The organism is Pseudanabaena sp. UWO311 (genome assembly GCF_006937785.1).
Lineage (GTDB): Bacteria > Cyanobacteriota > Cyanobacteriia > Pseudanabaenales > Pseudanabaenaceae > Pseudanabaena.
This window is the reverse complement of the sequence record NZ_SJEE01000024.1, coordinates 24360-44465: the sequence shown is the minus strand read 5'-3', so window position 1 is coordinate 44465 and position 20106 is coordinate 24360. Positions and strand designations below refer to the sequence as shown.

Genomic DNA, 20106 nt, shown 5'->3' with positions numbered 1-20106 from the left:
GGTTTAGCGGACAGGTAAACAGATTGTATTTGTGATCGTACAATTAACACCTTTATATTTCTTGCAGACTTGTTTCGCAGTATTTTCGGCAACAGTTATATCTTCTGACCAGCCTGAGCCAGCCGCTCCATTAGAACTCTCCGCCAAAGATATACAAGCATTTTGCGCCCAAATTAACACTTGACAATCTCCTGAACTAGAAGAGCTTTCACATTCCATTAAAGCCCTATTCTCGGCTGCTTTTCGGGAAGGATAATTCCAAGAGTATCCTTTTGATTGAGTCGATGGGGAACGAGCGATCGCACCAAAACTTGGCATAGTAGGATCGGTAGTTGGAGTCGCAGGGGGTGGCTTTGGAGTTGCAGTTTCTGTTGCTATAGGCTCTGTTATTTCTGGACTTGGGGAATTAGTTGGAGAAACTGATGGAGAACTTGTTGGAGTAATTTGAGCATTATTACCAGTCTGGTTAGTTAGTTTTGGTATGAGCATAGCTGTGGCGATCGCTGCCGAAACTGATATCACAGCAGTTAAGGCGATCCATAGAAATGGCTGAAATTTCGAGAAGGCTGGATTAGGTGCAGAGACTGTGACATGTGGAGTTGTAGCAGGAGATTGCGGTGTTGTTGGGATAGGGAGTTGAGGTGTAGTAGGCTCAGATATAGGAGCAGTAACTTTGTTTGTATTAGTAATTATCGTTGGTGATGAATCCGCTGCGGTTAATGGGTAAGAGATTGCTTCAGTTGGTGCAATATTATTAATATTGGTTGCCCCAAGAGGCTGCATGGCGTGTAAAGCTTCGATCGCAGATTTATAGCGCTGACTAAAATGATAAAACACCATGTTTTGCAATACTTCTGCAAAAGCATCGCTAACCTGCACGCGATCGCGCCATAAGATTTCGCCTGTATTGGCATCTTCTTGTAAGCTATCAGGAGCAATTCCTGTAAGCGCTTGAATCCCAATCATACCTACGGCATAAACATCACTGCTGAGTCGTGGTTTTCCCCTTGCTTGCTCGCTGGGCATATATCCTGGAGAGCCAATGCTTACCGTGACACTAGTATTTCCCTGTGTGTCCGTTCCAAGAGCAGTGACATCTTTAACTGCACCAAAGTCAATGAGGACGATTTTGCCATCTTGCTGACGACGCATGAGGTTAGCAAGTTTAATGTCGCGATGGATGACATTATTTTGATGGACAAAGGATAGAACTTCTAAAATTTCCAGCAATAATGTAATCGTGGCACTTTCCGATAAACGCTGCCCAATCGGAATCTCAGCAGCAAGGCTTTGCCCTTCCACAAATTCTTGTACTAAAAAGAATTCATTGTTTTCTTCAAAGTGAGCAAATAGCTTAGGGATCTGGGGATGAGCATTTCCCAATTTGTAAAGATACTCTGCTTCGCGTTCAAATAGGCTTTTGGCGATCGGCAAAACATTTGGGCTAGTATCCTTAGGCTTAAGTTGCTTGACCACACAGTTGGGATGTCCTGGTAGGTCTGTGTCTTGAGCCAAGTAAGTGTCGCCAAATCCCCCACTGCCAAGAACCTTGAGGATCTTGTAGCGATTCCTTAATGTTTTGCCTACAAACATAGTTACCTTCCAAGTTACAGAGCTGCTGGACTGAAGCCTTTGTAGATAGACATAAGCAATTCATAAATTGCTCATATCTCCACAATCAAATAGGATTGCTATAGCCTTAAGCTTAACAAACAGAGTTATGATTGAGCTATAGCTTTAGCCATTCTTAAAACGAAAAGATGAGAGGCGGTGCTTTGCGCCGCCTCTCATCTTTTGAACTTAGAAGCTTACTGTGCTGAATTAAATGCTGAATTTAAATATTGAATGCAAAATAAAAAAGCGATTGTATTAGGGGTCTCTGGGGCATCAGGCATGATTTATGCAGTGCGATCGCTCAGGTTTTTATTAAATAATCATTACAACGTCGATCTGGTTGCTTCTAAGGCAGCGATGATGGTCTGGCAATCTGAGAATGATATTGTGATGCCAAGTAACTTGCGATCGCAAGAACAATTCTGGCGGGATCGTAGTGAGACTAGCGGTGGTAAGTTAATTTGTCATCAATGGGCGGATGTGGGCGCAACGATCGCTAGTGGTTCATTTCGGACATTAGGGATGCTGGTAATTCCTTGTAGTATGGCAACAGTAGCAAAAATTGCGCATGGCTTAAGTTCAGACTTGTTAGAAAGAGCGGCTGATGTGCACCTTAAGGAAGGTCGGCGATTGGTAATCGTTCCTCGTGAAACACCATTAAGCTTGATCCATTTGCGAAATCTCACTACTCTAGCTGAGGCAGGAGCAAGAATAGTGCCAGCGATTCCTGCTTGGTATCATAACCCTCAAACAATTGAAGATTTGGTAGACTTTGTAATCGCTAGAGCGCTGGATCAACTGGATATTGATGCAGATTTAATCCAGCGTTGGCAGGGTAGAATGCCCTCTAATATTGCCGAAGGAGATCTAGAACTATGAATCGATCGCGTTTTTCACAGACTGCAAATGCTGCTAACAGGAAATCATCTAGTACGATCATGATCGTGCAGATTTTGGGCTTAGGGATTGCAATTACATTACTAGCGGCTGTTTTTGTTCAAAATTTGCAACCTGCGGTGCAGATTTTCTTTTTAGGTCAAAAGACAGTCGAGATTCCCTTAAGTGTTGCCATGTTGGTGGCTTTTGTGGGCGGTGGAATTCTGGCGTTTGTGATCAATGCGATCGCTTCTTGGCGACAAAATCTATTGATTCGTCGGGCTGTGATTGCATCTGGAGTTGGCAAAGATACTAAAGAACAGGTCAAAGCTGAAAGTTCTCAGACAAAGGAAGAATTTGTCGAGGAAGATGAAGAGTATGAAGATGAGGAGGAGGAAGAGTACGAAGATGATGATCCTGATACCGTCCCCTATGCTAATCGTCGTAACCTGAAATCTAAAAGTTCTAATCAAGCTAAGCGAGATCGTCCTCCCCTTGACGCAAAATTTATCAAATAAACCAAACCCAAGATTTTGATTGAGAATGCTGCCTTGCAGCATTCTCAATCAAAATCTTGGGGCTTAGAACATTTCTCGTAAAGAATCTCCCACTTGATAAAAGTTGGAATTACCCCCTTTAATTCCCCTTTGAAAAGGAGGAAGACGAGAAATCTTGTTCCCTCCCCTTTGCAAGGGGAGGGTTAGGGTGGGGTAAATTTTAAATGAGAAATCACCTTATTTCAGCACAGAGCGCTGTAATTTAAAGACTCATGAGTTCTTATCTATCCATATTTTTACTGTTGTTGATCCTTTTGCGATGCATCTTTTGGCTATTTGCACCGCCAAATCCTGATGAAGCTTACTATTGGTTGTGGGGACAACATTTAGACTTCTCCTATTACGACCATCCGCCGTTGCAATCATGGCTACAGGGATGGATAACTGCATGGTTTGGTAAGTCTCTGTTCACGTTGCGATCGCTAAATCTTTTTTCTAATGGGCTCTTTTTCTATACCTATTACCGTATTCTCAGATATCTTTATGGAGATCTTGCAAGGCGCTATATCTGGTGGATGATTTTTGCTGTCCTTTGTTCACCTCTATATAGCGTTATGCTTTCCTTAGCATGGCACGATCATTTAGCAATTTCCCTTAGCCTTGTTGGAGCGTATTTATGCATTCGCTTTCTGGATGAATATTTAGCAAATGGAAAGGGGACAAATTGGCGGCTATATGGCAGTGCGATCGCTCTTTCACTAGCGCACATTACTAAATATAATTCGCTGTTTATGACCTTGGGTTTATTGACTGCGATCGCGACACATTCTCAGTTAAGAAGATTATTTCTAGACATACGTATATGGCTATGTGTGGGTATTGGTGCGATCGCTTTTCTACCAGTATTTTATTGGAACTACAGCAATAATTTTTTGTCATTCCGTTTCTATGCAAATCGCAGTATCGATAGTGGCACGTTAGTTATGCGATTGTTAGAACCACTGGGCTTTATTGGAATTTCGCTATTAATGCTTTCGCCGTTTGTAGCATGGTTGGTGTGGCAAGGTTTTCGCAATGCTGACAGAGAGAATTCTACGGGCATTCTTTCTGTCAGGCAATCTGTATTGTTATATAAAAGAATTACAGTTTGGACATTTGTAATTCCCTCAGGGATACTGATGGCGATTTCATTGGTTTCTACAGCCCTCTATTATTGGAATATTCATGCATATTTACTTCTATTTCCCTTGTTGCCTTTAGCTTTAGCCGATTTTCTTCACCCTCTAGCCTCATCTCCCAGAGGGAGAGGAGGAGAGAATTTGAAAGTTTTTTATGGAATGGGAGTATTTGGGTTAATATTTACATCTCTATTTGTCTGGAACTCCTGCATGTTCCCGATCAGTGCCGTATTTGGGAAAGATGGAGATCAAGATGGGCGGATGATTTATGGCTGGCAAGAGGTTGCTGCGGAAGTGATAAAAATCAGCAATACTTTACCAGAAATCCCTCTGTTAATCACTTCTGACTATCGCTCGGCGGCGGAGCTTGCCTATGAGATGCAAAATCCCAATGTGACGGCAATTTCTAAACGGGTTAGTCAATTTACGATTTGGAACCTAGAGAATGCAGCGAAACAGAATGGTAAAAATGCAATTGTGATTTCCGATCAATGGTATCCCCTGACTGATGATGCGATCGCGCATTTTGATCGGTTCACCCCGATTAGTAATGTCCAGATTCGTCGATTTGGCTTGTACTTGAAGACCTATGAAATTGCGATCGGCAAAAATTACAAACCATAAGAAAAGAGGTGGCGCTTTACGTCACCTCTTTTCGCAATTCTTAACCTGGGGGCCAAGCAAAGGAGCGATCGCCTAAAACATGAATATGTAAATGGAACACGCTTTGCCCTGCCTCCGCGCCATTATTGGTAACTAACCGAAAAGCGGTTAAGCCTTCTTGTGCGGCGACTTTACTTGCTACCAATAACAAATGCCCAAGCAATGATTGATCCTCAGTTGTTGCTTCTGAAAGCTTGACAATTGGCTTTTTGGGAATGACTAGAAAATGGACAGGAGCTTGAGGATTGACATCGCGGAACGCAAGTGACAGATCATCTTCATAAAGAATACTTGCAGGAATTTCTCGCTTAATAATTTTACTGAATATAGTTTCGCTCATTTTAAAAACCTCTATTTTTTGTATATACAGCGTTTTGCGCTCAAACCAAAACCAAGAAATTTTTTAAAAGTGTTGCTTTGCGACACTTTTAAAAAATTTCTTATGGTTCGTTTATTTTTAGCGCTATTGTGACGCAAAGCGTCGCAATAGCCACAACTTATTTACAATTCGTTCTTCGCGGAGCCTGTAAACACAAGAGTTGCAGGGCCAGTCATCAAAATGCGATCGCTTTCGGCTGACCAGTTGATTTTGAGATCGCCTCCAGGCAGATTAACAGTACAAATGCGATCGCAAAGATCATTTAACACACCAGCAACCACTGTCGCACAAGCGCCTGTACCACAAGCCAGAGTTGCTCCTGCGCCACGTTCCCATACGCGCATTTTCACATAGCTGCGATTAACGACTTCCACAAATTCCGTATTTGTCCGTTTTGGGAATACGGGATGATGTTCAAAGAGAACTCCAATCTCAGCTAAAGGAATCGTATCAACATCATCCACAAAAGTCATGCAGTGAGGGTTGCCCATGCTCACAGTCGTCACATTCCAAGTCTTGCCACCAACTTCAAGCGGCAGATTGACAACCTTGCGATCGCTTTCGCCCAGAGTCGTCGGGATCTCGGCGGCAGTCAAAAATGGTTTGCCCATATCCACAGTGACCTGTCCATCCACATCCATCTGTGGCACGATCAAACCAGCACCAGTCTGAATCTGATACTTTCGATCAATAGTTGGGATATTCAAGTCCTGCATAAATTTAGCTAAGCAACGAATTCCATTGCCGCACATCTCTGGCTCAGAGCCATCGGAGTTAAAAATCAGCATCCGATGTTCACCATTTGCCTCAGTCAGCAAGAAAATGACACCATCTGCACCAACACCAAAATTGCGATCGCACCATTTGACAGCCTGCTCAGAGGTGAGAATTGGTTCGGTAATGTGACGGTTATCGATCAGGATAAAATCGTTACCTAAGCCGTGATATTTACTAAATGCGATCGACATGGATTAATTCAATATATTTTTGAATATTATATCGATCTCCATCGACAAATCAAAAAAGGAGATGAGGTGCAAAGCACCTCATTTCCTTTTTTGATTTGGTACTATAAAGCAAATCAAAACCCAATAAGATAAGTGGCGGCGCTTCGCGCCGCCACTTATCTTATTGGGAGCAAAACTTTCCGTATCACATATGTAATATGTGATACGGAAATTGCGAGAGGTTGTATAGTATTTAATTGTATAGATCGTTCTATTTATTTAAGTAAGCATAAACGTCAAGTATTTGAAACCATGACTACAACTGTGACTGCCTCCGTAACTACTCCCTTGCGTCCTGTTAGCAAAGATGGATTGGTAGCCTTGGCTGCGAAAGCACAAGCTAACCCCAATGTCATCGGCACATTGAAAGTAAAGACAGTCTGTGAAGGGCAATTTCGCAACCTAACCTATGTGCGCGATCTACCTGAGCATGTCATTGATGAACCCCCAACTCTACTTGGACAAGATACTGCTCCTAACCCATCCGAAGCTTTGCTGGCTTGTCTAGGCTCTTGTCTGTCCGTGGGCATTCATGCTAACGCAATCATGCGTGGAATTACGCTTTCCAAATTAGAGTTATATCTCGAAGGCGATATTAATATCACAGGTGTTTGGGGTATTGGAGATCTATCTAAGAAGCGTTTAGGCATTAGTGCTGTGCGTGTGAAAGTGGATATCGAGTCCGATGCGACTAAGGAAGAACTTGCTGAACTTCTAGAACATGCAAATTACTGGTCGCCAGTTGCGAATACTTTCCGTAATCCTGTGGATATGGAAGTTTCTCTAGCATAAAATGAAATATATGCCGCGCTAAGCGCGGCATATTTGGGCTTAATCAAAAAATATTAAAAGTTTAAGATAAGGGAAGAAGCAATGCAGGTTAGTGAAATCATAATCAAGAAACCTCAAGACAAACTGCTCACTGATGCAGCTTTAATGCAGAGTTTAAAAGAGGCGATCGCTCAAAAATTAGCACCTGATGTTACTAACATTGATTTAAAAGGTATTTATCCAGAAGAATTTTTGCGCTATATTGGTAGTCTGGGTGCATATGGTCAAGGTGTTAGTACAGAATATGGTGGTACGGGGCGTGGCGTATTACCTGCATTAAAGGCGATCGAAATAGTTTCGGAAACTTGTCTGAGCACAGGGTTTATGACTTGGTGTCACAATGCTTGCTCTTGGTATTTACAAAATACTGATAATCCTTTTCTAAGAGAACAAATCTTACCGCAAGTTGCAACGGGAAAGCTTTTGTCGGGAACGGGTTTATCGAATCCGATGAAACACTTTGCAGGCATTGAGAAGATCAAAATCATTGCTACGCCTTGCGAAGGTGGTTATATTCTCAATGGCACATTGCCTTGGGTTTCTAATATAGGCGATCAGCATTTATTTGGGATATCTGCTCAAATAGAAGGAACTGATAACTATCTGATGGCGATCGCACAGGGTGGAATGCAAGGACTAGAACTAAGGCAAGATGTGCATTTTATTGCTCTTGAAGGGACGAATACATTTAGATGTTTGTTTCGTAATGCTTTTATCAGTCATGATTGGGTGTTAGCGGCTCCATGCGATCGCTATGTGGAATATATCAAAGCAGGATTTATCCTAATGCAGGTGGGGATGGGCTTAGGCTTGACTCAAAATTGTATTGATTTAATGCTAAGGATTGATAGAACTAAACAACATGTCAATCAATACCTCGATGATCGTCCCGATGAAATGGAATGTGAACTCGAAACTTTGCGCTTGAAATCCTATCGTTTAGCTGAAGCGATCGGGCATGGTCGGGAAATTGTCAGCAAGGAAATTTTGCGGGAAGTAATTGAATCGAGAGCAACTGCTTCAGAGTTATCACTTAGAGCTTCGCAATCTTTAATGCTCCATGCAGGTGCGATCGGTTATGTACATGGTAGCGTGTATGATCGCCGTTTACGCGAATCATATTTCGTTGCTATGGTGACACCTGCGCTCAAACATTTACGCAAAGTATTAGCAAGTATGTCTTAGTTAGAAATAGCTAGTTTTTATAAGATTAGTATAGCTAAAATTTAAAAGGCTAAATCATAATCTAAGCTCCTAACAAAGTTCTATTTTTAAAATAAAATTTTGTTATTTCCTGATGAGAAGAAATTATAAACTAGTCGGTATAAACTAGATTTAAGGACTATAGAAGATGCGTTATGCTATCGCTAACACATCCTACTTTTAATTCTAACAATCTACTTATATCAACACAATAATAATTGCCGATTATATAAAGCAGAAAATATTTTTGATATTAGATGCAAGGGGCTTAAGCCCCTTGTTTTTTTAAGTCTTAGGTTATAGTAATTTATTTGGGATTTATATATAATTCATGTATTTTATTAGTTTTTTGATGCTAGAAAATCGATTTATATTCAGCATAAAAATGATCTACAAATTATCTCCATATTAATAATGCAATACTTTTCGTATATGTCTATACCGATTTAATTACAAACAAGTTGCTACAGTGCTAATAATTAAATTTATCTTTAGCTATTTATGGCTAATTGAACTGCATTCATTAGATTAAGAATTATTCTCTAAAATACAAACAATAACCAATCATGACATCTCACCTGATAGAACAGATGGTCGCTTCAGCGATAGGAAATAACTCAATCTCTGCTCAAATTTCTGATTACTCTGTCGCTCAAACAAACAATAATTTATGGAATGCTTGTCCCTGTGGCGCAGATCATAATGCTGATCAGCATCAGAGCGTTATGGAAGGAATGCCGACAGATCCTGTGGAATTGGTGAATGACCTGATGCGGATGGGTCACTACTCTGATCGCGCTCAATTGATGGCGCAGTCATGGGAAACCAACGCCATGAAAGCAGACCTGTGGCAACTTTTGGAACAGGGTTCATTATCCCATGCTTCTGAAAGTCAAAAGCGGATTTGCTATGACCTGATCAAGATGGCTGGCGGTGTTGAGGAAGCCTTTAATGCTGCCTTTGGTCCCCAAGCACAGGAATTCTTTACCGATACATTGCAATCTAGCACCTTCCGTCGGCGCGAATTTCTAATTAAAGTAGCCGCTGCCGCCGCCGTGGTAACGCTCACAGGATGTCCTTCTGCTCCTCCTCCTGAGACTCCCTCTAAGGCAACTACCAATACCCCCAACAAGCCACCTGCGGGAGTGGAGAAAACCAATTTAAAAGTTGGTTTCTTACCGATTACTTGTGCCACCCCGATTATCATGTCGGAACCGTTAGGATTTTATACGAAGTACGGACTGAAGGTGGAATTGGTGAAAATGCCTAGCTGGGCTGCGATTCGCGACTCTGCGATCGCAGGTGAGTTAGATGCCTATCACATGCTTTCACCTATGCCGATATCCATGTCTTTGGGGCTAGGTTCTACCGCATTTCCTATAAAGCTTGCCAGTATTGAGAATATTAATGGTCAAGCGATCTCAGTTGCCAAACAGCACTTGGGCAAGGTCAAAGAAGCCAAAGACTTTAAAGGATTTAGTATTGGTGTTCCCTTTGCCTTCTCCATGCACAACTTGTTGTTGCGCTATTACTTAGCGGCGGGTGGACTAAATCCAGATAAGGATGTGCAGATTCAAGTGATTCCACCTCCTGATGCGATCGCCAAAATGACAGCGGGACAGCTTGATGCATTCTTGCTACCTGATAACGTCGTCCAACGTTCTGTCTTTAATAAGATTGGCTTTATCCATTTGCTCACCAAAGATATTTGGGCTGGACATCCATGTTGTGCTTTTGCAGCTAGTCAGAAATGGATTGATACCAATCCGAATACTTACCGCGCAATTAACAAAGCGATTATTGATGGTGCTGGCTATGCCAATGATCCTAAACATCGTGAAGAAATTGCTAAGGCGATCGCAGGTAAAAACTATCTCAATCAACCTGAACCAGTCTTAAAAGCAGTGTTAACTGGTAAGTTTGAGGATGGTCAGGGCAATACCTTCGATATTCCAGATCGCGTTGGTTTTGATCCCTATCCTTGGAAGAGTTTCGCAAAATGGATTTCTTCTCAGTTTGTGCGTTGGGAATTAATGCCAAAAGATAAGGCTGACTATAAAACTATCGCCCAAGATATTTATCAGACCGATCTTGCCCGTGAGTTAGCGAAGGAATTAGGTCAAACTCCTCCAACGGAAACTGAAAGAACTGAGAAATTGAAGTACGACTCCTTCGATCCTGCTAAGCCTGAAGCCTATATCGAAGAACAGATTAAGCAGTTCAAGGTCTAGATTCTGCATCATCTTGAAAAGAGGATTTGGATACCAAATCTCTACATACATGTCTACCTTGTAAACACCTCAGGGGATTACCCCACCCTAACCTTCCCCTTGCAAAGGGGAGGGAAAAAGATTTCTGGTCTTCCCCCTTTGCAAGGGGGAATTAAAGGGGGTAAGTCCGACTTGGGTGTTCACGGTAGCCATACATGTTGTAGGGGCTTGGTCTCCAAGCCTCAATTAAATTAATCCAAATGATAGAAAACTATGGACTATTCTCCTTCAATGCCCAAGTCTCGACCACGATCAAACCCAATTATGGCAGTAATTCAAAGCATATTGCCTAATCAAGATCTACAAGCATTTGTTCTATTCCTATTGATTCTTAGCTCGATATTGATTTTTTGGGAAGTAGGTGCAGTTAAAGGTTGGTTTTCTCCCCTGATGCCCTCTGCTTCACAAACTTTAACCGACTTTTGGGGCTGGGTTTCCAACCCATTTTATGTAAAGGGAACAAATGATCGTGGGATTGGTTGGCACTTGATTACCAGTTTACGTCGGGTTGCGATTGGCTTTACCGTGGGTGCGGCGATCGCGATCCCTTCAGGAGTTCTGATTGGACTATTTCCCGTGGTTTCCAAGGCTGTCGATCCATTTATCCAAATCCTCAAGCCTGTATCACCTCTAGCGTGGCTGCCCATTGGTTTGGGACTAATCAAGGATTCAGAAAGTACTGCTATTTTTGTAATCGCAATTACCAGTCTTTGGCCGACTCTGATTAATACCAAATTCGGCGTAAGTAATGTTGATCCAACCTATATCGATGTGACCCGTACCCTTGGCGCTTCACCTTGGCGCACAATTACGAAGGTGATTTTACCTGCGGCGGCTCCGAGTATTGTGTCAGGAATGCGAATTAGTGCAGGGATTGCGTGGCTGGTAATCGTGGCTGCGGAAATTCTGATTGGTGGTACGGGCGTGGGTTACTTCGTTTGGAATGAATGGAATAACTTGAGTATTACTAGCATTATTACAGCGATTCTTTTAATCGGCGCGATCGGTTTAGTCATCGATCGCCTATTTGGATTGCTTCAACATTGGGTTTCATTTGGGAGAGAAGTATGATCGTGTCTTCTATGGAAAAAGCATCTGCAAATATGGCAACTCAGCAAGCACAGATTTCCATCTGCGATGTTTCAATGGTCTATCGAGGCAGAAGTGGCTTGATCAATAAGCTCACTCGCCGTACTTCTAAAGATTATGTAGCTTTAGCAAATATTAATTTTGACATTGCGCCCAATACCTTTGTCTCGATTATTGGTCCCTCTGGATGTGGTAAATCCACACTTCTCAATCTTATTGCAGGTTTAACTAGTCCCTCCAGTGGTGCGATTTTAATCAATGGGGAAGAAGTTTACGCCCCAGGTCCTGATCGCGGTGTAGTTTTTCAAAACTATGCTCTGATGCCTTGGTTGACAGTTGCCGAGAACTTACATTTTGCGATCGAAACGGTTTATCCTACAATGTCTCTCGCCAATCGCAAAAGTCGTGTTTATGAATATATCGAATTAGTTGGCTTAAAAGGAGCTGAGAAAAAGCATCCCCATGAGCTATCTGGTGGGATGAAACAGAGGGTAGGCATTGCTCGCGCCCTTGCGATCGATCCTCAAATTCTATTGATGGATGAACCCTTTGGCGCACTTGATGCCCTCACTCGTGGATTCCTACAGGATGAAGTAGCTCGTATTTGGGAACAGAAACGTAAAACTGTGGTGATGATTACCCATAGTATCGAGGAAGCCTTGCTGCTCTCTGATAAAATCGTGATGATGAAGCGAGGACCTGCCGCAGGGATTGATGAAATCCTAAATGTGCCTTTCCCCCGTCCACGATCGCGTGAAAATCTCGGTCAACAATCGGGATATCATGATCTCAAAGCGGAAATGGAAGAGCATCTTATGCGCGAAACTCGTGCTGTTGAAGCTGCAAGAATATAGGAAAATGTAAAAAAATTTGCTATGCAAAATTTTTTACATTCCCAATACAAAATACTTAGAAACATCAAAAACATTATGACTGTTGAATTTCCATCTTTTACTCGAACTCTATTAGCCGCTAAAAAAGCCAAAGGCTTAACTTTTGTTGACCTCGAAAAACTATTAGGTCAAGATGAAGTGTGGATTGCTTCGCTTTTTTATGGCCAAAATAGCGCTAGTGTGGAACAAGCTACGAAAATCGCTGAAGCACTAGGACTAGGGGAAGATATAATCACGGCTCTAAGTTCCTACCCTAGTAAAGGGTTGGGGCCAGTTGTACCCACCGATCCATTGATTTATCGCTTCTATGAAATCATGCAGGTCTATGGCTATCCTATGAAGGAAATCATCCATGAGAAGTTTGGTGATGGCATCATGAGTGCGATCGATTTCACCCTCGATATTGACAAAGTGGAAGATCCCAAAGGCGATCGCGTCAAAGTCACGATGAACGGCAAGTTCCTAGCCTATAAAAAGTGGTAACATAACCTCCTCTCAACAAATATAGCGGTTTTCATTTTGCCTAGGCAAAACGAAAACCGCAACCCCTCACAAGTTTCAACGCTATGCCTAATATGAAAATCAGTTAGTTTATGGCAAATCTCAAACGTACACGCGAAGATATTCTCACCTCAGCGATCGATCTTGTGCATCGTCAGGGTTTGCAATCGACTGGCTTAAAGGAGTTGTTTACTGCTACTCAAGCTTCGTCTGGCAGTTTCTATAACTACTTCCAATCAAAAGATGAATTCGCCCATGCGCTGATTGATTTCCAGTGGCACAAAATCAGAGAAAATGCCTTTCTGTCTGCTTCTCAAGTTACTGATGATCCAATTCAACGGCTCATATTGACAATTGATAAAATTGAAGCAAAACATCTTGCGGAAATTAACTGTGCAGGATGTTTATTGGGAAACTTAATTGTTGATTTAGCCGAGTATAACGAAACCTTTCGTACTCATCTCCAACAGGTTTTCGATGAATGGCAAGCCTTATTTGCTCAAATGTTACGAGATGGGAAAGAGCAATTAAGCGATCACATTGATCCAGATTTACTAGCAGAACAAATTCTGACCATGCTAGAAGGGGTGCTATTAATTGCCCGACTTTACGATCAGCCTGAACGTCTCAAACGGGGATTTGCTAGCATTAGACAGTTGCTTAAAGATGCACTGGTCTAAAGCCTTGCCATTAGCTCTATTGGTAATCCATCAGGATCAGCAATAAAAGCAACTTGATATGTGCGATCGCCTATAGTTTGCTCTCTTGGCGGCAATAATAATTTGATCTTCCCTAATTTATTCACAAGTTCTTGCAAAAAAGCTTCCAAATTTTCCACATGAAACGATAGGTGATAGTAACCCACATAATGCTCATCACCAAAAGCATCAGGAGCCTTCTTTGGCTCAGGAACTTGTATTAGTTCCAGATTAGTCCCAGCTCCATGCATCCAACAAGCCAGTGTAATTCCTGCGGTAAAGCGCTCAGTCACCTCAAAGCCTAAGGCTTCGTAAAAGGAGATCGCCTTAAAAATATCCGCAGTTTTAATCGAAGTATGGTGATGTTGCATTGTCTCTTTAAGTAGTAGCCCTGCACTCAAGCCCTGCACTCAAGTGCGGGCTAAAAGCTCAAACCCGTTGAAACGGGTTAATTAAAAGCATTCCGTAGTCCACTTCAGTGGACTTTAGCTCTTAGCCCGCACTTGAGTGCAGGGCTGCTAAACTAAATTTTCTTGGCTTTGAATAAAGAATCTTTGGTGACACACCAGACAAAATGTGGAAGTGAGAGCATTCGCTTCCACCGCCAAGGCTCTTGATAGAGACGATATAGCCACTCTAGATTATTGTTGCTAAACCACTCAGGAGCGCGAGTTTTTGTGCCCGCCCAGATATCAAAACTACCACCTACGCCAATCCACACGGCATTGGGACTAAGATGGCGATATTTCTGAATCCATAGCTCTTGGCGCGGTACACCTAAACCAACAAGAATCAGCTCTGGTTGAGAGCTATGTAACTGCTCACAGACTTGCTGCTCCAGTACTTCATCAAAATAACCATGATGGGTTCCCGCGATCGCAATATCAGCCCATTTTTGTTGCCAAATATCGACAACATTATCGACAACATTAGGAGCACCACCAAGCAAAAAGATCCGCCATTGTTTCTTGGCTGCAATCTCCACAACTTGCTCGGATAGTTCAATTCCTGGACAACGATTAATTTTTTCACCTTGCGATCGCAGGTACAGCACAATCCCAGCTCCATCTGGGACAACTAACTCGGCTTGTTGAATGACTTTAGCCAAGGCAGAATTTTTGCGTGCCTGCATTGTCATTTCTGCATTCAGAGTCACAACATGAGCACCTTGATTAGCTTGTAATTTTTGGACAAGCCATTCTGTATAGTTTTCATGGATATGAACGGGCATACCAAGGACAGCAAACTGACGCAAAATAACATTCTCCAAATACTGCGAGATCATCAATTTATCATTTAATTATGACCGAAGGTATAGCTGTTTTCATTTTGCTATGTAGCAATGAAAGTTTTGCTTGAGACATAAAACCCAAATAGAGTGGGCGCTTTGCGTCACTTCTATTTGGAGATTGACTTATCCTAGCCATTTCTTTCATTGCTATAGGCAAGATGAAAACTTAAAACTTTTACTAGGATTATTTTTTTGTTTTCAAATGTGTAGGTGATCATTTAAAAAACGCTACGATATTTTGTGCTTGAAAAGAATCTTCTCACTGACTATCTGACAGTAGGAATTTAACCATAAAAGAGATATTTGGGATATTAGTCCAGATTCTAAACTGACAATAGAGAAGTTACGGTATTCTCCTTCATTATTTTTGACAATTCTCGGAGCACAAGCAGCATTAAGGAAAATCGTCCCCATGTCGTTAGTTGCGATCGCATCACGAGTTCGGTGGGAATTGAGGCGTAAACTATGATGCATATGTCCAAAGGTAGCCAAGGGAACTGTTTTTCGCATTTGATAAGATTGAGAAAGTGCTTCTGCAAAATCGGGATCACCATAGTCACCGCCACCAATTTTCCAATCTTTGCCACAAATAGAATGCTCCTCACTACCTAATCCATAGGGACCATTGTGACCTAAAAATATTATGTTTTCGTAAGCCGCGTTGGCAACAGATTCAGTAATGCGTTGAGTTGATTCCATAAAATTTTTAATGTTATAGCGATCGCGATAAAAAGCTTCTTTTTTCCATATAGAGCTTCCCAAACTAAAAGGACGTGCTCCAACTACTGAGAGCTTTAATTCAGGAAAGTCTAACCAACTGTATCCGACATGCATTTCGCCTAAAATATCTAATTGCTGCTGCACACGATCTTCCTTAGTGCGATCGTAAGGACATTCGTTTTTTTTAGAGTTTTTGTTACTGTCTGAGGTACTGTACCAAGCGTCATGATTTCCTAAAATAACCGCTTTCGGGATATCAAGATTGGCGATCACTCTGACAACTTCTACTGACTCATTACCAAAGTCCCCAACAAATAGAACTAAATCAACTCCCAAAGACAGAAGAGCTAAGCGATCTTCAACAGGCTGCCACAAATCATGAACATCCCCAACAACAGCTATTTTAATTGACGAATCTGACATGACCTAATTGTAAAAATGGATGTTACCTCATTATCATAAATAAAAAATGTATTTAGCAGCCTGTTGGGGAAACCTATTTTCTTCATTTGGGAATGCTTTGCCCAAAACTTCACAACGCAGTGACAAATTGTCTGTAAAAGCTTAGAGGGCTTAGCATTTGCGGATCGATTTTTTTGTGATAGGTTAAAATTGTGGCGCAAATGCTAAGCCCCTACGAGCGTACTGTGGTAAATCACGACGCGAATAAATTGTGACATTAACAAATTCCACGTAACATCAGGTAATAAAAGCAGTGCTTTTTTTACCTGATTCATTAAAATCCAAGAACTATTAAGAGAATGCCGAAAAAAGTCTTTATAACAGGTGCTAGTGGTTGTGTTGGTCATTATTTGATCGAGATGCTCTTAGCCAAAACTGATTACGAGCTATATCTGCTGGTGCGCGATCGCAACAAATTGCAAATTGATATTAGCGATCGCCCTAACGTCCATGTCATCGAAGATTCGATGCAGAATATCGGTAATCACAAAGACTTACTTCGCACGATGGAATTTGTTGTCAGTACCGCTGCTGCTTGGGGGGGAGAAGAAGCTTTTGTGGTTAACCGTGATAAAACCATTGAGCTATTTTCGATGCTCGACCCGCAGGTGTGCGAACGTGCTATCTATTTCTCCACAGCCAGTATTCTGGATTCCCATAATCAGATTATTCCTGAGGCAGGGCAAATTGGCACACCATATATTGCCTCGAAACATGCCTGTCTTGAAGCTGTAGAAAATTCGATAATTCGCGATCGCTTGATTACCGTTTTCCCAACTCTAGTTTTTGGTGGTGCTCCAGACAAACCCTATTCCCATCTTTCTAAGGGACTGAAGGATATTCTTAAATATGTCCCTTATGCGAGGTTCTTAAAGGCTGATGGTAGTTTCCATTTTGTTCATGCGATCGATATTGCTCAAGTGGTTACTCATCTCCTGACTGCGCCTTCAGTTCCTTCGTCTCCCGCACGTCTAGTTTTAGGAATGCAGAAATTAACTGCTAATGATTTAATCGCCCAATTCAGTGAATACTTGAATTTAAAAGTTGGTTGGCAATTGAGTTTAAATCCATTCCTAATTGATACAGTGATCAAATTATTCCGTATCGAAGTCGCCGCATGGGATCGCTTTTGCATAGCGCAACGCCATTTCACCTATGACATCGTCTCCCCAGAAACCTTTGGCTTGATGTCAAAGTATCCCCGCCTCGCAAATTTACTAGCAGAAGTTAAATAAATAGAAAAGCTTCCCTTTGGGAAGCTTTTCTATTTATTTAACCAAGCTTTTTAGAACGATTGGCTCGTAAATCTTGCTTTCTCTTTCTGGCTTGGGCGCGGCGATCGCTTGGAGTTGGTAGATTAGCAGGCGGCTCGACAATCTTCACCTCGTTGATAAAGACCAATCTTGCATCAACGGGTTGATTGAGCGTATCGGTGATTTTTACAGCTTCAAAATCAGCATCTATCGCTGCAAATTCAGTCTCGTTCAGCCAAGCATGATACTTCTTACGGAATTTAGGTTGTTGCTTCAGTTCCTGTTGCAACTGTTCGAGGGAGCCTTCTGTCCATTGATAGTAAAGATTTTTACTGCGGATTTGGGTTTTTGTCTCGGAAGTTTGCTCAGCGAGAGGATTATTAGCCCAAGGAATCCGATGATCCCATGTGGCAAGCCCACCAGCGCGATCGCTTTCGAGTAGTCTCTCTAAAATTTGTAGATCAGAATGTTCAGTTACCCGTTCTGGGAATCGGCAAAAGCTTTTAGTGAGGTCAGTCTGAGATGCTTTCAGGAGATTCATGATATTGCCTTGAGCATAGCCAATTGCTGTTTGCCGATCGCGTAAAGTCTCCAGCAAGCTATGCAATTCGCGCTGCAAAGTATCGACAGTGCCGTAGTAAGCCAAGAGGCGATTGGTAAGTGGCTGCAAAATATGACGAATCTGGGTTTCGCGAATGTAGTCTTCGGCGCGAGGTTGGACGAGAGCATAACTCATCAAAAATTCGGGACTACGCTCAATCGCCGCATTGTATGCCATATCAACTAAGCGATCGGTCATATATTCCATAACCACAGGCTGCTGCGTGAAGCTGTTGGCATTCTTCTCGATCAGCGATCGCCAGCGCAAAGAAATCACTGATTCCAAAATTTGTGATTTAGAAATCATTGGCACAATATCTTGACGCAGATTGTCAGTAGTAATCGGTTCACGCTCGATTGCTAGCCAATACATCACCTGTTGCTCACGTTCGGAAAGGCGACCATACTGTTGATCAAGCAGATAACGAATATCCCCGAACACATTCGCCTCTTGGTCGAGAAATTCTTGAATGTCACCATCGAACATGCTGTTGATTGAACGCGACACGACTGTCAATGCGAGGGGATTGCCACAATAGAAGTCGATCAATTTCCGAGTTGCTGAAGCGCTCGCCAAATCTGGTTGAAACATTTGTCGCGCTTCTTCTTTTAAGCCAGTCAATTGCAGAGAACGCACCATGCGATCGCTGCTGTCGGGAGGCAACACATCATGGGGTTTTTCGCGGCTGGTCAGAATCAAGCAACTTTGATGACGCACTTCCCCAACTTGACGAAATAACTCGCCATAGCCTTCATAGCCTTCGCTGTACTGCCCGGTAATTTCGCCACTGCGAAGGATTGACTCGACATTGTCCAACACAATCAAGCAGCGTGATTGCTTCAGTACAGGAATGAATAGTCCCAAGAGACTGTTTAGATCTTGAGGCAAAGTAGAGATCGCTTGATTTGTCAAAAAGCAGACCAATTCTGCAAGCATCGTTTCTACAGTTGGCGCATTACGTAGGGATTTCCAAGCGATCAGCGTAAATTCAGATTGCACTTGTTCCGCTAGCTTAGTGGCAAAGGCAGTTTTCCCGATCCCGCCCATGCCGAATACTCCTAAAAGACGGCAGCGATCGCTAGTTATCCAATTTTTGCCCGTAGCAAGTTCTTGGGTACGACCATAAAAAATTGATGTATCGATCGCATTGCCCCAATCACAGCGCTTAGCATTAACATCGATAGCGATCGGCTCAGCATTATGAGGATTAACGAGGCTCAGAGGGTTGTGAGCAATCGTCTGGTTTAAATCTAGTTGAGTTTCTTGTACCTGAAAATTTTTGGATTGAGTCCGCACTACGACTTGTAGATTATGCTTGGTAACCCTCTCCTCAAAAGCTTCCGACAAGATTTTCCACAGACGATAACCAACATCACGAATATAAGAGGAGTCATAGCCGCAAGACTCAGCAATCTCAGAATAAGTCTTGCCATCCCATGTTTGGCGAAATACTTGCTCCTGAATATTACTTAAGCGCTTGTTTTGTAAGGCTGAATCAACAATTGCGATCGCGTCTTCAATAGTCATCGTGGTCATGCTCGTAACTCCTCTCAATTAATGTCTCAGTGAATGTCTCGATATCGGATTAGTAATGGCGAAAGCAGGACTGAATTTTAGAATTCAAATTTCAGAACTCAAACAAATGCTCTGGATAAGTGATCACTTGCTTGAAATTGTCTTATTGCCTGACGTTATCTAGTAATTAAATTAATCACCTATTTGTGATGACTAATTACAGCAATTACAGATGAATTAATAAACATATTCTTGTTTTTTCACGCTAGATAAATAACATATATTTTTGTATTTGCAATAGATTTTTCTGATTTTTTGTCAGATCCTGATTTAGTCCGACATTGGTTTTGATATGTATCAATTTTTTCTTGTCTTTTCTGATATATCTACATAGATAAGGCTTAGCAGATGTCAGGCAAGTAGCAAGTGCAACTAATCCAACCATAAATTATTGTTTTTGCAAACAAAATATTTAATTATCTTGTTTTGACTTTCTGCAAAATACTAGCGACTTGATCAAGAATTTTCTAAATGAGAAAAGTTTTTAAATTAATGTAATTACAAT

The 20106-nt window shown here is 41.9% G+C and carries 18 protein-coding genes; 11 read left to right on the top strand and 7 right to left on the bottom strand.

Going from position 1 to position 20106, the window contains the following annotated elements; translation table 11 throughout:
- Positions 1-3: 3 nt before the first annotated feature.
- Complete coding sequence (locus tag PseudUWO311_RS24110; protein WP_190303541.1) at positions 4-1593, bottom strand: protein kinase domain-containing protein; 1590 nt, start codon at positions 1591-1593, stop codon at positions 4-6.
- Positions 1594-1845: 252 nt separating this feature from the next.
- On the opposite strand from PseudUWO311_RS24110, the gene PseudUWO311_RS16980 reads away from it, so the two are divergent.
- The 3 genes from PseudUWO311_RS16980 (at position 1846) to PseudUWO311_RS16970 (ending at position 4789) form a co-directional block, all read left to right on the top strand.
- Entirely contained in the window at positions 1846-2493 is a 648-nt protein-coding gene (locus PseudUWO311_RS16980) for a flavin prenyltransferase UbiX (protein ID WP_142656428.1), read from the top strand.
- Complete coding sequence (locus PseudUWO311_RS16975) at positions 2490-3008, top strand: lipopolysaccharide assembly protein LapA domain-containing protein (protein ID WP_142656427.1); 519 nt, start codon at positions 2490-2492, stop codon at positions 3006-3008. The genes PseudUWO311_RS16980 and PseudUWO311_RS16975 overlap by 4 nt, the downstream gene beginning before the upstream one ends.
- Positions 3009-3259: 251 nt before the next feature.
- The gene (locus PseudUWO311_RS16970; protein ID WP_142656426.1) at positions 3260-4789 is read left to right on the top strand and encodes an ArnT family glycosyltransferase; all 1530 of its coding nucleotides are present in this window, start codon (positions 3260-3262) and stop codon (positions 4787-4789) included.
- A gap of 40 nt (positions 4790-4829) precedes the next feature.
- On the opposite strand, the gene PseudUWO311_RS16965 is transcribed toward PseudUWO311_RS16970, so the two are convergent.
- Positions 4830-5168 carry a histidine triad nucleotide-binding protein gene (locus PseudUWO311_RS16965; RefSeq protein ID WP_142656425.1) on the bottom strand — a complete coding sequence of 113 codons (339 nt, stop codon included), beginning with the start codon at positions 5166-5168 and terminating at the stop codon, positions 4830-4832.
- 161 nt (positions 5169-5329) lie between these two features.
- The gene (dapF, locus tag PseudUWO311_RS16960; RefSeq protein WP_142656424.1) at positions 5330-6175 is read right to left on the bottom strand and encodes a diaminopimelate epimerase; all 846 of its coding nucleotides are present in this window, start codon (positions 6173-6175) and stop codon (positions 5330-5332) included.
- Positions 6176-6466: 291 nt separating this feature from the next.
- Here dapF and PseudUWO311_RS16955 point away from each other — a divergent pair, with 291 nt between their 5' ends.
- The 7 genes from PseudUWO311_RS16955 to PseudUWO311_RS16925 all read left to right on the top strand — a co-directional run bounded on the left by PseudUWO311_RS16955 (position 6467) and on the right by PseudUWO311_RS16925 (position 13681).
- Positions 6467-7006, top strand: a complete 540-nt coding sequence (locus PseudUWO311_RS16955) for an OsmC family protein (protein WP_094535158.1) — start codon at positions 6467-6469, stop codon at positions 7004-7006.
- 81 nt (positions 7007-7087) lie between these two features.
- On the top strand, positions 7088-8230 hold the full coding sequence (locus PseudUWO311_RS16950) for an acyl-CoA dehydrogenase family protein (RefSeq protein ID WP_142656423.1): 1143 nt from the start codon (positions 7088-7090) through the stop codon (positions 8228-8230).
- Between the two features lie 584 nt (positions 8231-8814).
- Positions 8815-10479 carry a CmpA/NrtA family ABC transporter substrate-binding protein gene (locus tag PseudUWO311_RS16945; RefSeq protein ID WP_223807619.1) on the top strand — a complete coding sequence of 555 codons (1665 nt, stop codon included), beginning with the start codon at positions 8815-8817 and terminating at the stop codon, positions 10477-10479.
- A 303-nt stretch (positions 10480-10782) separates the two neighbouring features.
- Positions 10783-11589, top strand: a complete 807-nt coding sequence (locus tag PseudUWO311_RS16940; RefSeq protein WP_411730038.1) for an ABC transporter permease — start codon at positions 10783-10785, stop codon at positions 11587-11589.
- Entirely contained in the window at positions 11586-12461 is an 876-nt protein-coding gene (locus PseudUWO311_RS16935) for an ABC transporter ATP-binding protein (RefSeq protein WP_142656422.1), read from the top strand. Before PseudUWO311_RS16940 ends, PseudUWO311_RS16935 begins: the two co-directional genes overlap by 4 nt.
- Positions 12462-12536: 75 nt before the next feature.
- Positions 12537-12983 (top strand): cyanase, encoded by a 447-nt coding sequence (gene cynS, locus PseudUWO311_RS16930; RefSeq protein WP_142656421.1) that lies wholly within the window; start codon positions 12537-12539, stop codon positions 12981-12983.
- Between the two features lie 110 nt (positions 12984-13093).
- Positions 13094-13681: a TetR/AcrR family transcriptional regulator gene (locus tag PseudUWO311_RS16925; protein ID WP_142656420.1), complete on the top strand. Its 588-nt coding sequence runs from the start codon at positions 13094-13096 to the stop codon at positions 13679-13681.
- Here the strand turns inward: PseudUWO311_RS16925 and PseudUWO311_RS16920 are convergent.
- The 3 genes from PseudUWO311_RS16920 to PseudUWO311_RS16910 form a co-directional block, all read right to left on the bottom strand.
- A complete protein-coding gene (locus PseudUWO311_RS16920) occupies positions 13678-14070 on the bottom strand; it encodes a VOC family protein (protein WP_142656419.1) in 393 nt (130 codons plus the stop codon). The genes PseudUWO311_RS16925 and PseudUWO311_RS16920 overlap by 4 nt on opposite strands.
- Positions 14071-14222: 152 nt before the next feature.
- On the bottom strand, positions 14223-14984 hold the full coding sequence (locus PseudUWO311_RS16915) for a WecB/TagA/CpsF family glycosyltransferase (RefSeq protein WP_142656418.1): 762 nt from the start codon (positions 14982-14984) through the stop codon (positions 14223-14225).
- Positions 14985-15218: 234 nt separating this feature from the next.
- Positions 15219-16133, bottom strand: coding sequence for a TIGR04168 family protein (locus tag PseudUWO311_RS16910; protein WP_142656417.1), 915 nt, complete (start codon positions 16131-16133; stop codon positions 15219-15221).
- A gap of 338 nt (positions 16134-16471) precedes the next feature.
- Here PseudUWO311_RS16910 and PseudUWO311_RS16905 point away from each other — a divergent pair, with 338 nt between their 5' ends.
- Positions 16472-17407, top strand: a complete 936-nt coding sequence (locus tag PseudUWO311_RS16905; RefSeq protein ID WP_142656416.1) for an NAD-dependent epimerase/dehydratase family protein — start codon at positions 16472-16474, stop codon at positions 17405-17407.
- A gap of 37 nt (positions 17408-17444) precedes the next feature.
- Here the strand turns inward: PseudUWO311_RS16905 and PseudUWO311_RS16900 are convergent, their stop codons facing one another.
- Entirely contained in the window at positions 17445-19562 is a 2118-nt protein-coding gene (locus tag PseudUWO311_RS16900) for an NB-ARC domain-containing protein (RefSeq protein ID WP_142656415.1), read from the bottom strand.
- Positions 19563-20106: the final 544 nt, after the last annotated feature.

Coding starts and splice junctions, on each gene's coding strand:
- PseudUWO311_RS24110 (WP_190303541.1), bottom strand. CDS start 1,593: ATGTTTGTAGGCAAAACATTAAGGAATCGCTACAAGATCCTCAAGGTT.
- PseudUWO311_RS16945 (WP_223807619.1), top strand. CDS start 8,815: ATGACATCTCACCTGATAGAACAGATGGTCGCTTCAGCGATAGGAAAT.
- PseudUWO311_RS16970 (WP_142656426.1), top strand. CDS start 3,260: ATGAGTTCTTATCTATCCATATTTTTACTGTTGTTGATCCTTTTGCGA.
- PseudUWO311_RS16910 (WP_142656417.1), bottom strand. CDS start 16,133: ATGTCAGATTCGTCAATTAAAATAGCTGTTGTTGGGGATGTTCATGAT.
- PseudUWO311_RS16915 (WP_142656418.1), bottom strand. CDS start 14,984: ATGATCTCGCAGTATTTGGAGAATGTTATTTTGCGTCAGTTTGCTGTC.
- PseudUWO311_RS16905 (WP_142656416.1), top strand. CDS start 16,472: ATGCCGAAAAAAGTCTTTATAACAGGTGCTAGTGGTTGTGTTGGTCAT.
- PseudUWO311_RS16975 (WP_142656427.1), top strand. CDS start 2,490: ATGAATCGATCGCGTTTTTCACAGACTGCAAATGCTGCTAACAGGAAA.
- PseudUWO311_RS16925 (WP_142656420.1), top strand. CDS start 13,094: ATGGCAAATCTCAAACGTACACGCGAAGATATTCTCACCTCAGCGATC.
- PseudUWO311_RS16980 (WP_142656428.1), top strand. CDS start 1,846: ATGCAAAATAAAAAAGCGATTGTATTAGGGGTCTCTGGGGCATCAGGC.
- PseudUWO311_RS16900 (WP_142656415.1), bottom strand. CDS start 19,562: ATGACCACGATGACTATTGAAGACGCGATCGCAATTGTTGATTCAGCC.
- dapF (WP_142656424.1), bottom strand. CDS start 6,175: ATGTCGATCGCATTTAGTAAATATCACGGCTTAGGTAACGATTTTATC.
- PseudUWO311_RS16940 (WP_411730038.1), top strand. CDS start 10,783: ATGGCAGTAATTCAAAGCATATTGCCTAATCAAGATCTACAAGCATTT.
- PseudUWO311_RS16965 (WP_142656425.1), bottom strand. CDS start 5,168: ATGAGCGAAACTATATTCAGTAAAATTATTAAGCGAGAAATTCCTGCA.
- PseudUWO311_RS16950 (WP_142656423.1), top strand. CDS start 7,088: ATGCAGGTTAGTGAAATCATAATCAAGAAACCTCAAGACAAACTGCTC.
- PseudUWO311_RS16955 (WP_094535158.1), top strand. CDS start 6,467: ATGACTACAACTGTGACTGCCTCCGTAACTACTCCCTTGCGTCCTGTT.
- PseudUWO311_RS16935 (WP_142656422.1), top strand. CDS start 11,586: ATGATCGTGTCTTCTATGGAAAAAGCATCTGCAAATATGGCAACTCAG.
- PseudUWO311_RS16920 (WP_142656419.1), bottom strand. CDS start 14,070: ATGCAACATCACCATACTTCGATTAAAACTGCGGATATTTTTAAGGCG.
- cynS (WP_142656421.1), top strand. CDS start 12,537: ATGACTGTTGAATTTCCATCTTTTACTCGAACTCTATTAGCCGCTAAA.